Genomic DNA, 13,753 nt, shown 5'->3' with positions numbered 1-13,753 from the left:
ACCCTCCTAATCAAATAGGCTTATTTGTCTAACTTCATCATTATCATTAAATTCTTGCAAATATGAAAATACCTTTTCACTATCACATACAATCTGATTTTTATCACAGACTTCATTAAATATCTTCATTAACTTTCTATTGTTATCACTTGTTACTACATAGGAATTGCCATATCTTTGTATATATCTGTTTTTTAATCCCGGAAAATGTTCATCCAGCTTTTCATAATAATATTCTCGATTCCCTTCCCTTAGTGTAAGACCCATCCCAAAGCAGATAATTCCATATACTTTTGCTTCTATGCAGTAGCTAAGGATTCCTCGCAAATTTTCCTCAGTGTCATTGATAAATGGGAGAATAGGGTCAAGCCATACCACTGTTGGAATGCCATTTTCGTGCATTATCTTCAAGGTTTCAAAACGTTCTTTGGTAGTGCTCACATTTGGCTCAATAATCCTACACAAGTCCTCATCATAAGTAGTAAGCGTCATTTGAACAACACACTTAGTCTTATAATTGATAGCCTTCAATAAATCTAAATCTCTTAAAATCCTTGAAGACTTAGTCAATATAGTCAACCCAAATCCATATCTATAAATAAGCTCCATACACTTCCTTGTATGCTCTATTTTCTCTTCTAAATGGATATAAGGATCACACATGGAGCCGGTACCTATCATACATTTCTTTCGTTTACTTCGTAAAGCTTTCTCCAATAATTCTATCGCATTTTTCTTTACTTCTATGTCCTCAAAGGCATGATTTATCTGATAACACTTACTTCGAGAATCACAATATATACATCCATGGGTACAGCCCCTATATAGATTCATTCCATTTTTAGCAGACAAAATTCCCTTAACTTCAACCTCATGCATAATATTTCACCTTTAGTTTGTTCATTTTTATTAACCCATATAGTATCATATTTTTTATGAAATTCACTATAATATTTAGGAGAAAAGCACTTCCCTATAAAACATAGTCACTAATAACTTAATTTATCCTTAACTTATTTGCAACAAAATTTAAATCTAGAAAAAATGCTTGTCTATTATCCCTATCTTCAATATCTTCAAACCCTAATTGATAAACATTTGGATTGGTACTTGATTTTACAGTTAATAGTTTGTCTTTTGAATCATAAGAAGAAATATATCTAGTAAAAGTAGTATGATTATATTTTTTGTTTCTAATAAATCCATTTGGCAAAGTCATTGCAGCCAATATGTTAAATGAATTAGAAAGTGCTTCCTTAGAACTATTTGACTTAACATTCATCTTAGTTAGATAGAAGGATTTAATAAATCTGGAAATAGGATCATAGCCTCCCGGCAGGTTTTTAGCAGCATTAAACTCATTAAAATTCTCTAAATCTAATAGTTGATTCAATCTTTTAACATGAGATTCAAAACTTGGTGAATTGGTCATTACATCATATGGATTTTCATAACAAATTAGTTTCGTTCTTTTAGGTTCAATAACAACGCATCTTTTAGTAGAATCAGCAAACATAAAATGAAAATCCGGAGATAGTACATTGTCCCCTTTATGATTCTTAATAGATATATGAATATTTGGCAAATCTTCAACTAATTCCTCTACAGTTTTATAATTTGCAAGGGCATAGGTCAAGTAAAATAGGCTGGAAATATTCGTTTTTTCCGATTTAACTTCTTTACTATAAAGATTGAACCCAAAAAAATCATTGGTAATCCCTATAAGTCCATGTTCATTTACACCGTCTTTCAATGGATCTCTATTTTCAAAGCACATTCCTATTGTTTTATATTTTGAATACAATGGGTTCCCCATTAAATCATTACAAAAATTGTAGTTTTTAGGTAAATAAAGCACATTATAATTTAATGGAACTTCATAATCCATTGTTCTTCCCATTACGCAGCCATCTTCATAATTTATTTTTATACCTGTACACATAATAAACCTCTCTATATTTTACTTTTCATATTTTATGCTTGGACAATTATTAAACCTAAGCTGTTCCCATGTCGTAACGTTGGAAATTATTCTCATCCAATATAATATTTGTCTTCAGTCCATTTCAATGGATTATTATCTATATATTGACAGATAAAGCATCTACTCTTACATTATCATAAATATCATTTATTTTATTCCAGCATTTATATACTATTTCACCAACACCATTTAATTTCATTTCCGCTTGTGGGCAGACAGGGTCGGTCGTCTGCCACTACGATTTCTCCGAATATTCCTAATCTATCTTGTGTGCAAATAGTAATAAAATAGTATCCTGCCTGTGAATAATCATAATCCTTAAGTCTAATACTTTTTCGTTCTGGTAATCCATATATACACCAACCAATAATTTTTTTAAAACGCATATAATTCTACCAATGATGACGTTAAATATGAAGTATGGGAAATTCACAATGCAAAATGCACAATAGGGGATCAACCTTAAATTGCAATCAAAAGCCCTAAAAAGCTAGGCCTTAGCAATTGTAATTGTGAATTGTGATTAAGGTATAATACCAAATCCAATAAAAATTAATATACAACATATAAATAAAATTATATTCCCTCCAAATCCTATTTTAGCTAAAACTTTTATAACTTTATTTTCTTGCATATTTGAGGGTTTAATAAATTCTATCCCTAGTAAACAGTAAATAAATAATAGAAATAAATTAAAAATACTTGAAAGCATTATTGGTAACCACTCAGAATCATTTATTCTTAATTCAAAGACCCAAGCATATATGCTAAACCCAAGCAAAAAACATGATAAAATAACTAAAGTAGTTCTAAAAAATCCAACAATCTTTTTAATAATAACACCTCCAATACAGCCACGGGTGCACATTCATACAACATTATACTCTTCCATTTTATCCCACTTTATTTTTCTCCTTTTCTGTATTGTAACATATTAATGAAACAAACCCACTAAACTTTTATGTATTTCAACCGAATATATTAAGGAGGCTTGTGAAAATTATGGAGGTATCGGTATGCGTATAGGAGGTTTTAATCCTTATAAATATAATTTTATCACCACGGTAAAAGATTTATCCAATGCATCTTCTGCTTTATCCTCTCAAAAAGAAAAAAATAACTCCCTACAGCAAAAAGATGACCCTATTGAAAAATATCAGCGTGAGGCTAATAAGGAGTTAGACAATTTGAGAACTCAATTGAAAAAAGCTGATAAGGAAATAAAAGAAATGAGAGATTCTTCCCAAATACAGTTAAATTGCATTATCATCGCAAGGAGAATTATGTCAGGTCATAAAGTCCCTAAAGCGGATTATATTTATTTGGCAAAAAATAATGAAGAGCTTTACCAGAAAGCAATACTCTTAAGAATAGAAAGGGATAATCCTTTAAAGTTCAAGAAAATATCCCAATATGAAAAGATTAAATGCCCGGATATGCAAAAGTCCTACATTGAGGATACTTTCCCCTCTATAAATAGGACTTACTGAGACAGACTATTCCTTAACGAAAATTCTTCATATACTCTCCCGCTGAACGATTCATCTCCAACGAAAAGTCTGACATATATTTGCGGTTGCATAGAGCTTTGATTCCTTCTATAGCACCCTTGTTAATGCTGGTCTTTTCGTTTTTAATTTGATGCATCCCTTCATGCTCTTCTTTATTTAGCCTGCGATATTTATTTTCAAATACTATATATTCTTTTTTGAAACGTACAGGCTTTTTTCTATCCTTTTGCTGCTGTGTAGGATAGCCATAGACTAACATTGCTGCCGGCAGTACGAATTCAGGAAGCTCCAATAATTCCCTTACTTCTTCACAATTTTCCAATACATCACCTATATAACAAGACCCGATACCTAGAGAGCCTGCAGCTACAACTGTATTTTGTGCAGCTATTATTGCATCTGCACATGCTAACAATATATCCCCTTCCCCAGGTCTCCTTGGATTGCATTCATTTAATTCAAATGCATCATACCACCTTTGATAATCTGCAAGAAATACTAATACCATTGGTGCTTTTGCTATAAATGGTTGATTGTCGCATAAAACTGATAATTTGGTTTTTAGCTCTTTGTCCGTTATATCAAGAATGCTATAAAGCATCATATTCCCGGCCGTTGGAGCTTCAAAGGCAGCTCTGATGATCTCTTCCTTAATATTTAGGTCAATTTCTTTATCTTCAAATACTCTAACTGATTTTCTTTCCTTCAATTGATTTATTACCTCGTTCAATTAAATGCACCCCTTTTTTATCAATATGATTCATCAAATTTTTCATAGCCCTTAATATGGGATATATCACCTTCTACAATTAATTCAAATTTACCCCCCTTTACCTCGCAGATATTTAAGGCGGTTCCCGTATAAACCGGCAAGGATGAAAATTCATCTAAAGTTAACCCTTTAATTATAGTAATTAATGTTTTTATCGTCATCCCATGGGTTACAATTAAGACATTTCTATAATCTACAGCCTTTAATTCCTCTAAAAATGATTCTACCCGATTGAATAAATCTTTGAAGGATTCTCCATCAATAGGGATATAAAGTTCAGGTCTGTTTCTATACAGGTAGTACTCTTCAGGATACTTTTCATTTATTTCATCCAACTCCATTCCTTCCCATATCCCAAATCTTAATTCCTTAAGTCCATCATGAGTAATTATTTTGGTGTTTTTATTTCCCATTATCAATTTAGCCGTTTCCATCGCTCTTTTTTGTGGACTGGTATATATAATGTCAAAGTCAACATCTGCTAAACTTTCTCCTAAACTAACAGCCCGATTTATACCTTCTTCAGTCAAAGGAGAATCTCCCCAGCCCTGAAGCCTCTTTTCAATATTCCATTCAGTGGTTCCATGTCTTGTAATGTATAATCTCATCTTTTCCTCCGTAATATGAAATCTTTAAATATATTTGGGACTATTCCTGAAAAAGCACTTTATCAATCCCTAATATCCCTGGAATAAATAACTTTATATTTCAATTTTCCATCAATATATTCTGATTGCATAAGGTCAATTTTTTCAACGGAAATTTTTATTTCGCCTAAATCTTCTAAATACCTCTCTGGATTAAAATTTGAGTTCATCAAAATCTTTCTTCCAATGGTTAGATGAGGTTTGTATTCCCGATTTTCTAAATCAAATCCTCTATCCACCAGTATACTGTGGAGTTTACTTTGAATCCTAAATAGAGACGGACTTTCTGTAAACCCAATCCAATAGATATTTCCTTCCCTACGTTTGAAATATCCTATTTTAGACAAAGCTAAAATAAACTTTTCTCCGGATATTTGATTCATTGCATCTATTATTAAATCCACCTTTTCAGGAGAAATATCTCCTAGAAATTCCAAAGTCAGATGCATATGTTCACTGTCTACATATTTCCCTTGTTTTGAATATTTTTTTAAGTCATCAATTATATTTTGAACTGCATCCTTCACATTATTTTCAAAGTTGATAGCCATAAATAATCTCATTTGTATCTCCTTTATATATTAGTTCAAAATCTACTTTTCGATTATAATTTGTGAAATTATTTTCAATTGCCCCTCTTTATTTAATTCTCCTTTTATATTATCATATATATATAAACATAATCCATTGTTTTATAAATGTATTGTTATGTTGATTGTTCTTACTCTTCCTTTTTCTTTTGATTGTTAATTGTGAATTGTGAATTGTGAACTGTGAATTGTGAATTGTGAATTGTGAATTTTTTATGTTTCAATTGGTATTATAATATCTATATGCATATTTTGAGGAGGTTTTTTATGAAATTTAATTTTAAAAGGTTTATTTTAATAAATATAGGTCTTATTATAATGACTTGCGGACTGCACTTTTTTCTTATACCATCTAATTTAGCAGTCGGAGGTGCTACAGGACTTGCAATGGTTATCAATTCATTAGTTCCTTCGATTCCCATAGGTTTGACTCTTGGAATTATTAATACAATTCTATTTATTATTGCATTCATATTCCTTGGAAAGGAATTTGGAGGATATACTGTTTATACCAGTTTAGTTATGTCCGGGCTCCTATCCGTATTGGAAATTTTATTTCCAATGCAAGGTCCATATACTGATGATCTATTTATAAATTTAGCATTTGGAATTCTAATTTCCGGAATGGGAATGGGAATAATATTTAACGAAAATGCTTCGACAGGCGGAACCGATATAATAGCTAGAATGATCAACAAGTACACTCATATAGATATAGGAAAATCCCTTTTAATTGCAGATTTTTTAATAACCCTTTTTGCAGGACTGGTATTTGGTCCAAGACTTGGAATGTATGCAGTTCTAGGCATAATAATCAATTCATTTGTAATAGACAAGATGATAGAAGGCTTTACTCGAAAAATAAGCATGTTTATAATTTCAAATGAATTTGAGATAATCAATACGTATATAATTGAAGAAATAAATAGGGGAACCACAATATATCACGCTACAGGAGGATTTTCAAAAGTTGAAAAGAAAATAATAAATACAATTGTTTCAAGGGGAGAATATATAAAAATAAGAGATTTTATAAGATCTGTTGATGATAGAGCCTTTATATCTATTTCCCATGTTTCGGAAGTAGAAGGAGAAGGATTCTAGCCTTCTCCTACTCAATTTCTGTTGTTCTGTAAAATTCCACTCGCTCTTCCAATGGAGGATGAGTATAATACCATATCTTATAAATCTTTGACGGTCTTGGAATATCAAGGCTTTGTTCATAAAGTTTTTCCATTGCTGTTACTGCCGATTCCCTATCCTTTGTCAAAGATATCTCATATCTATCGGCTTCCATCTCAAAATTTCTTGATACATAATTAGAAATCGGATTGCCAAAAAAGGTAAATAAATTTATGGTAAATATCAATAATGGTATAGATGCATAATTATAAATATTTCTAAATCCGAAAACTCCGTATGATAAATCTAATATCCAATTTGAAGTCTTAAATACTAAATAGGCAATTAATAAAGACCCTAAACTCCCTATAATTATATTCTTCCAAATATGCCCTTTTACATAATGTCCTACTTCATGAGCAGTAACACTTAAAACTTCATCTTCTGTCATATTTTTTATGGTCGTATCCCATAGAACTATTCTCTTTGATTTAGATATGCCTGTCATATATGCATTCATGGTCTTTGTATCTCTGCTTTTATCCACCATATAAATATCTGCATCGCCTACACCTGCTTTATCCAGGAGTACTTGAATTTGCTTTCCCAATGCCTCATCCTCAATTGATGTATATTTGTTAAAAATCGGGTCGATTACAAATGGTGTTATAAATACCATAAATATCAATACCGGAATCAGCATAAGCCCTAAACTAAGCCACCATCGCTTTGGACTTTTATATATTATATAATACGGAATCCATAAAAAAAGTGACATTGCCAAATCGTTTACAAGGAAAGATTTTATGTTGACTTCAAGCCATCTAAAAAACGTTTGATCGCTAAGTCCATATTTATGCCTCAAATAGAAAGACGAATAGAAATTAAGCGGTAAATTGATTAAAAAAACTATAATGAAAAAAACCGCTCCATATAATAATCCCGATAAAAACAGTCCCCGATCATCGCCTGTTTTAATGCTAATACGCTGTGATAATCTTGTAGTCAAAAATAGTAAAGGAACTAAAAATGAAAGAACTAAATTAATAGCCCAGACTATTAGATTATCCTTTCTAAGAGAAAAAACTTCTTCTGGAAGATCCGGATAATCATTTCTAAGTTCCATCATGTTTTTATTCTCACTAAATATAACAAAAGAAATAAAAATAATTAAAAAAACAAAGAAAGACACAAAGAATGCCATTAATTTTCTATCCATCTTGTCACCGCCTCTTATTAATATTACTATTTATATTATAACCTAATTATGTTTAATAATCTAATGATTTAATGATATAATGTAGTTGAAAAACTTCAATTGAAATTTATAGGGTATTCGTTATAGAATAATAGTGCAAGAATAAACAAAAGGAGGAGGGCTAAATGAAAAAAGCAAAATTTCTATTAATAATTGCAATCTTATTGTCATTACTGTTTGGTTGTACCTCAAAAGAAGATGTTAAAGATGTTTATATTGAAAATGATATCCAATATGCAGCTAAAATCAATGACAATAAATTTCAAATTTATCTTAACGATAACTGGGAGAATATCAATATAAAAGGTGTCAATCTGGAGTATGATACTGATCTAAGTATAAAAGATTACGATAGGTGGTTTGAAAAAATTCATGAAATGAATGCAAATACTATAAGAGTATATGAATTGCAAAGTCCGGATTTTTATGATGCATTGTTTCAATACAATATAAAGAGTGAAAAACCCCTATATTTCTTTCAAGGAGTAAGTTTAGATAAGGATACACTGGCTGAAATCCCTGATGTATTTAAATTGGATAATATAGTCCCTTTTAAGGATGAAATAAATATAACAATTGATGCAATTAACGGTAAGGCTAAAATCCCGGAAAGAGACGGACAAGCCTTTGGCAATTACACTTCCAATGTTTCACGATACCTATTGGGCTTTATTTTGGGTAATGAATGGGACCCCAACATAGTTGATACCGCAAATAAGGAAAGAAGCGATAAGGGCGACTTTGAAGGTACATATTTCTATACCGAAGAGGGAAACGCCTTTGAACATTTTTTAGCTGAAATAATGGATCATGCCCTATCATATGAAATGTCCGAATATGGCTGGATGCATCCAATAAGTTTTATAAATTGGCCTACTACCGACTTTTTAACTCATTTATCAGAGCCGATTAAGGAAGAGGATATGGTAAAAATTAATCCCAATAATATAAAAACTAAATCAAAAAATATTTCATATTTTGCATCATATCACATTTATCCCTATTACCCGGATTTTCTAAACCTAGAACCTAAGTATACATTGCATATGGACAAAAGGGGTAAGCCCAATAATTTTGCAGGATATTTAAACGATTTAATAAATAATCATGAAATGCCAATATTGGTCTCTGAATTTGGAGTACCAACTTCTAAGGTTTTAAATCATATAAATATTCATGGAATAAATAAGGGAAATCTAAATGAAGAAGAGCAAGGTTATCATATAGTAAATATGTTTGAAGATATAATGACAGAGAAATGTCTTGGAGGAATTGTATATAGTTGGAATGATAATTGGGATAACTGGTCTGATGCTCTCAATTCCGAAGAACAATTTGGAATACTAAGCATGGACAGAAATAAGATTAAGGTCGATGGTGATATAAAAGATTGGAAAAAGAATAAAATAGAACCCATTTATACTTCTGATAAAAAAGAAAAAAATCCTATAAAAAATATATACATGGAAAATGACGAGAGATATTTATATTTTGGAATTGCGTACAACGATTTAAAATCTAAACCTATTGATACTACCATATCTATTGACACTATTAAAGGACAGGGGAATTTTTCAAATCCCTTTAATCTAAATATAATTTCCGATGAGGCTATGGATTTTGTTATTAAAATTGGAAATGATAATGACTCTAAAATTTTAGTGGACAGCTATTACGACATCCATTATTTTAAATACAAAGACTCACTTAAGGATAATAATCCTGATTATGAAGATAAAAATTCGGAAAATTATAATCCCATTAGGATATTGGTTAATGAGGGAACTACTGCTTTTAAGACAGGCTTAAAGATTCCGTTCAATGATATAGAAATAGGTAATTTAATACAAGGTATTGGAAATCCTGAATTAGAAAAATATGACTCATTAAGTGACTATTATATAAATAAAGATAAAAATTTCGCAGAGCTTAGAATCCCATGGGGTGTATTAGGATTTACCGATCCCGGTAAAAAGGAAATTCAAGGAGACTTTTATACTAATGGATTGGATAGTCGCGTTATAATAGATGGTATCAATATATCCATAAGTGCCTATGAATCGGATAATGAAGAAAGTTACTTCACAACACCGTTGTTTAAATATACATGGGAAAGTTGGGACACACCAATCAAAGAAGAAAGACTAAAAAAATCATATGACATAATTAAAGAAGGGTTTAGCAAGTACTAAAAATGGCGGTTACCCGCCATTTTTTAATACTTTAAAGATCTATTTTTCTTTCAATTAGATAGCTTGTTCCTAGGAACGTTCCTACAGCTATCAATATTGAAAAGATAAAGCTGAATATATTTACCAATGTAGTACCATTACCTGTTACAAAAAATCCCATGTCCACATAGCTCATAAAACTTTTTGTAATTAATGAATTTAATCCTGTTATTTTAAATGTATTTAAATCGAGATAATATGGAAATACACCGGATACTTTTAGGATTAAATAATTTACAAAAGAATTCAATATCAAGAAAATTATAAACCAAAGTCCGCCTATTTTCTTGTTTTTTATACTGACTTTACTTAACGTAATTGCAAAATATATTAATAACAATGTAATAACTGACGAAAGTATAATAAAAAGACCTATTGTTATTGTAAAACTAGAAGGTATGATATTGAATACATACTTTACGCCTTCTACCCAATCAAATCCAAATAAGATTGAACCTAAAAGTGCGTTATATACAATAACTGACAGACCTATTGCCACAGCCCACATTAGAGCAGCTACCATCTTAGATCCTAATATTTGATTCCCTGATAGAGGAAGTGAAAATGTGAGATATCCCCTATCTTCATATAATTCCTTTCGAAATGAACCAATAATATAGAATAGCGCCGTGACAAAAGCACCAAAGATCATTAGAACTAGAAGTGGCATTAGCAAATTTGGTATCTTTCCAAACCCATCTAACCCATCATTGTACTTTTTTGAAGCATTTAATGCAAATAACTGAATGCCTGTAGAAGCTCCCAATACAAATAGTATTAAAAGTCCCATAAATTTATGCGTTCCTTTAATTTCATATCTCATATATTTAAACATCTATATCCCCCCTAACCGAATATCTCTTTATATAATTCATCAATCGACATTTGTCTTTCTTCTCTTAAGCCTTCGGCATTACCTTGAAGCAGTATATCTCCTTCGCTTAAATAAACAACATCATCAAAGATATTTTCCATATCTCGAACTAAATGTGTAGTAATTACCATAGAGCTATCCTTTTCATAATTATTTATTATGGCATTTAAGATTTGGTCTCTAGCTACCGGATCAACACCTGCAATCGGCTCGTCTAATATATAGACTTTTGCCTTTCTTGCCAACACCAATGTCAGATTTAATTTTTCCTTCATACCTTTGGACAATGAATCAATCTTCATACCTCTTTCCAATTTCATAAATTTCAATAAATCATCAGCTTTATCTTCATCAAAATCAACAAAGAAATCCTTATAAAAACAAATCGCATCATTGATTTTCATCCAATCGTATAAAAAATTTCTATCCGGAAGATAAGATACAATGGACTTTGTATATACTCCGGGTTTTTGTCCATCTATTAAAACTTCTCCTTTAGACTGTCTCAACAATCCGGCAAGAATTTTTAACAACGTAGTTTTACCGCTGCCGTTTGGCCCCAGTATACCCACAACCTTTCCACTTTCAATATTTAAATTTAAGTTGTTTAATGCTCTTTTATTATAATAACTTTTAGTTAAATTATTTATTTCAATTATGTTGGTCACTATTTTCCCTCCCTTACCCTATTGCTGATTAAATCCAGTATTTCATGGGGGCTATATCCAATTGCCTTCATGTCATCTAGGAAATTGTTTATAATATTTTTTGCTATATTCACTTTTAATTCTTTAACCAATTGTTTATCTTCAGTAACAAAGGTACCCATACCCCTTTGTGTATAAACTAAATTTTCTCTTTCAAGCTCTTGATAGCTTCTCTGTATCGTATTTGGATTGACCTTCAATTGTGTAGCAATTTCTCTTACTGATGGCAATTTATCCCCCTCCTTTAAATCTCCGGTTATGACTTGTCTTTTTATTAAATCCATGATCTGAATATATATAGGTAAATTACTATCAAAGTTCATACTTTCACCCCTATCCTAGTGTATTAATTATATAGTACACTAGGATATCCATATTGTCAATATATATTTAAAAAAAATCGCTGGGAAAAGTTTCCCAACGATTATTTTACATCAATCCCCCCAAATATAGGCATACATCTTATTTTAAGCACAGGTGCATCCGGATCAGGGTTTGACCTTGCATTGTTACTCCAGCTTCCAAAGATTGGAGTTCCTGTCATTTCTACTCTCCAATTATTTGGTACGATTATATCTATTCCGCCAAATAACGTAGTAGCATCTATAAATGCTTCGTTATTATAAAGATTTGCTTCAGTTAATCTTAGATCAATCCCTCCAAAGACCGCTGTCAATTTTCCACCTTTAAATTCCTGTGATTGGTTATTCGTTTCCAATCCTGAAAAAATTACAAATGAATCTACAGTTGCATCTTCTATGACATTTGTAGACCATTTGTCCGGATCCACCTTAACATTGTGATTGCTTATTCCTTTTGTAAAAAGTATATTCAATCCGACAATAATTAAAACTATAGGCCAGAATAATCTGAATACCTCAACTTCTAAATAGTCCAATCTATTTAATTGAAACAAAATACCCAATGCAAGCACTATTAGATTACCCATCTTAGAGGATTTCCTATCGAATAATCCAGTTATTCCGGCGATAATCAAAACCAATGGCCAATATGTGGAAATGATCTCTCCCATTTGAAAATAGCCTAATTGATCCGCTAAAAACCCTAGCCCAAGAAGAATTAATAAAATTCCAAAAAAATATCTTTCCCGCAAAATAAAACCCCCATTCAAATACAATTATACTGCACAAAACTTAATCCCTGATTCCCTGTTGCTAACTGTTTACTATGTTTTACATATTACCTTTTACCTATTTTGACATTTCCCTGCTCTTATCCGCACATACCCTAATAGCTTCTATAATAGCAGACCTAAATCCATTTTCTTCAAGACTTGCAACAGCATCTATGGTTGTCCCTGCCGGGGAACATACATTGTCTTTTAATGCTGCTGGGTGCAAGCCTGTTTCTAAAACCATCTTAGCGGATCCTAAAACCGCTTGTGCCGCTATAGTATAAGCTTGCACTCTAGGTATGCCTTCAAGTACTGCTCCATCGGCCATAGCTTCTATCATCATAAATACATAAGCCGGAGAGGAGCCGGAAATTGCTGTAAACCCATCCATTTGATATTCCGGTATAACTTCTGTTCTGCCAAATGTATTCAATATACTTAATATTTCGTTAAATTCTTCTTTTGAAAACATATCAGTCATAGCAACTGCTGACATACCCTCCCCTACTAATGCGGGAGTATTTGGCATAACTTTTACATATTTAGTCCCTTCATTTAGATTTTTCTTAAGGAATGAAGAGCTGATACCTGCACCAATACTTAGTATTATGCCATTTTCTTTTATATAGTCCTTTATCTCATTGAGTACCAGTTCATAAACATTTGGTTTTATTGCAAGTATCACATAATCTGCTGCCCTAACAACCTCCTTATTATCCATTGTAGTTCTTATATTGTGTTTTTCAGAGACCATTTCCCTAAGAGATGGTATTACATCGGATGCAATGATATTTTCTGTTGGAACCAATTTTGCCTTTATTATACTGCCCATAATAGCCTGAGCCATATTGCCGCAACCTATAAAGCCTATAATTTTATCCATAAAACCAACGCCTCCTTTTTATTAGAATATACCATAAAA

Annotated in this window: 14 protein-coding genes; 3 read left to right on the top strand and 11 right to left on the bottom strand. The window is 31.5% G+C overall.

Going from position 1 to position 13,753, the window contains the following annotated elements; all coding sequences use genetic code 11:
- Nucleotides 1-6: 6 nt before the first annotated feature.
- Together H8707_RS01000 and H8707_RS00995 are read right to left on the bottom strand one after the other, a co-directional pair.
- Nucleotides 7-879 carry an SPL family radical SAM protein gene (locus H8707_RS01000; RefSeq protein WP_262428278.1) on the bottom strand — a complete coding sequence of 291 codons (873 nt, stop codon included), beginning with the start codon at nt 877-879 and terminating at the stop codon, nt 7-9.
- Nucleotides 880-997: 118 nt separating this feature from the next.
- On the bottom strand, nt 998-1,942 hold the full coding sequence (locus H8707_RS00995) for a linear amide C-N hydrolase (RefSeq protein WP_262428277.1): 945 nt from the start codon (nt 1,940-1,942) through the stop codon (nt 998-1,000).
- Nucleotides 1,943-3,000: 1,058 nt separating this feature from the next.
- Between H8707_RS00995 and H8707_RS00990 the strand changes: the two genes are divergently transcribed.
- Nucleotides 3,001-3,474: a hypothetical protein gene (locus tag H8707_RS00990; RefSeq protein ID WP_262428276.1), complete on the top strand. Its 474-nt coding sequence runs from the start codon at nt 3,001-3,003 to the stop codon at nt 3,472-3,474.
- Between the two features lie 13 nt (nt 3,475-3,487).
- Here H8707_RS00990 and H8707_RS00985 read toward each other — a convergent pair whose 3' ends face one another.
- The 3 genes from H8707_RS00985 to thpR all read right to left on the bottom strand — a co-directional run bounded on the left by H8707_RS00985 (nt 3,488) and on the right by thpR (nt 5,477).
- Entirely contained in the window at nt 3,488-4,225 is a 738-nt protein-coding gene (locus tag H8707_RS00985) for a nitroreductase family protein (protein ID WP_262428275.1), read from the bottom strand.
- A gap of 20 nt (nt 4,226-4,245) precedes the next feature.
- Nucleotides 4,246-4,875 carry a histidine phosphatase family protein gene (locus H8707_RS00980; protein ID WP_262428274.1) on the bottom strand — a complete coding sequence of 210 codons (630 nt, stop codon included), beginning with the start codon at nt 4,873-4,875 and terminating at the stop codon, nt 4,246-4,248.
- A 62-nt stretch (nt 4,876-4,937) separates the two neighbouring features.
- Entirely contained in the window at nt 4,938-5,477 is a 540-nt protein-coding gene (thpR, locus tag H8707_RS00975) for an RNA 2',3'-cyclic phosphodiesterase (RefSeq protein WP_262428273.1), read from the bottom strand.
- Nucleotides 5,478-5,771: 294 nt separating this feature from the next.
- On the opposite strand from thpR, the gene H8707_RS00970 reads away from it, so the two are divergent.
- Nucleotides 5,772-6,608 (top strand): YitT family protein, encoded by an 837-nt coding sequence (locus H8707_RS00970; protein ID WP_262428272.1) that lies wholly within the window; start codon nt 5,772-5,774, stop codon nt 6,606-6,608.
- Between the two features lie 7 nt (nt 6,609-6,615).
- Here the strand turns inward: H8707_RS00970 and H8707_RS00965 are convergent, their stop codons facing one another.
- Nucleotides 6,616-7,845, bottom strand: a complete 1,230-nt coding sequence (locus H8707_RS00965) for a M48 family metallopeptidase (protein WP_262428271.1) — start codon at nt 7,843-7,845, stop codon at nt 6,616-6,618.
- Nucleotides 7,846-8,009: 164 nt separating this feature from the next.
- Between H8707_RS00965 and H8707_RS00960 the strand changes: the two genes are divergently transcribed.
- Complete coding sequence (locus tag H8707_RS00960; protein WP_262428270.1) at nt 8,010-10,076, top strand: hypothetical protein; 2,067 nt, start codon at nt 8,010-8,012, stop codon at nt 10,074-10,076.
- Between the two features lie 31 nt (nt 10,077-10,107).
- Here the strand turns inward: H8707_RS00960 and H8707_RS00955 are convergent, their stop codons facing one another.
- The 5 genes from H8707_RS00955 to proC form a co-directional block, all read right to left on the bottom strand.
- Nucleotides 10,108-10,950, bottom strand: a complete 843-nt coding sequence (locus H8707_RS00955; RefSeq protein ID WP_262428269.1) for a hypothetical protein — start codon at nt 10,948-10,950, stop codon at nt 10,108-10,110.
- Nucleotides 10,951-10,961: 11 nt separating this feature from the next.
- On the bottom strand, nt 10,962-11,657 hold the full coding sequence (locus H8707_RS00950) for an ABC transporter ATP-binding protein (RefSeq protein WP_262428268.1): 696 nt from the start codon (nt 11,655-11,657) through the stop codon (nt 10,962-10,964).
- The gene (locus H8707_RS00945; protein ID WP_262428267.1) at nt 11,657-12,019 is read right to left on the bottom strand and encodes a GntR family transcriptional regulator; all 363 of its coding nucleotides are present in this window, start codon (nt 12,017-12,019) and stop codon (nt 11,657-11,659) included. The genes H8707_RS00950 and H8707_RS00945 overlap by 1 nt, the downstream gene beginning before the upstream one ends.
- A 101-nt stretch (nt 12,020-12,120) precedes the next feature.
- Nucleotides 12,121-12,810 (bottom strand): cell wall-active antibiotics response protein, encoded by a 690-nt coding sequence (locus H8707_RS00940; RefSeq protein WP_262428266.1) that lies wholly within the window; start codon nt 12,808-12,810, stop codon nt 12,121-12,123.
- A 97-nt stretch (nt 12,811-12,907) separates the two neighbouring features.
- Nucleotides 12,908-13,714 carry a pyrroline-5-carboxylate reductase gene (gene proC, locus H8707_RS00935; RefSeq protein ID WP_262428265.1) on the bottom strand — a complete coding sequence of 269 codons (807 nt, stop codon included), beginning with the start codon at nt 13,712-13,714 and terminating at the stop codon, nt 12,908-12,910.
- Between the last annotated feature and the right edge of the window lie 39 nt (nt 13,715-13,753).

Origin of the sequence: Paratissierella segnis (genome assembly GCF_014385195.1) — a bacterium.
GTDB classification, from domain to species: Bacteria; Bacillota; Clostridia; order Tissierellales; family Tissierellaceae; genus Paratissierella; species Paratissierella segnis.
This window is presented reverse-complemented; position numbering and strand designations above follow the sequence as displayed.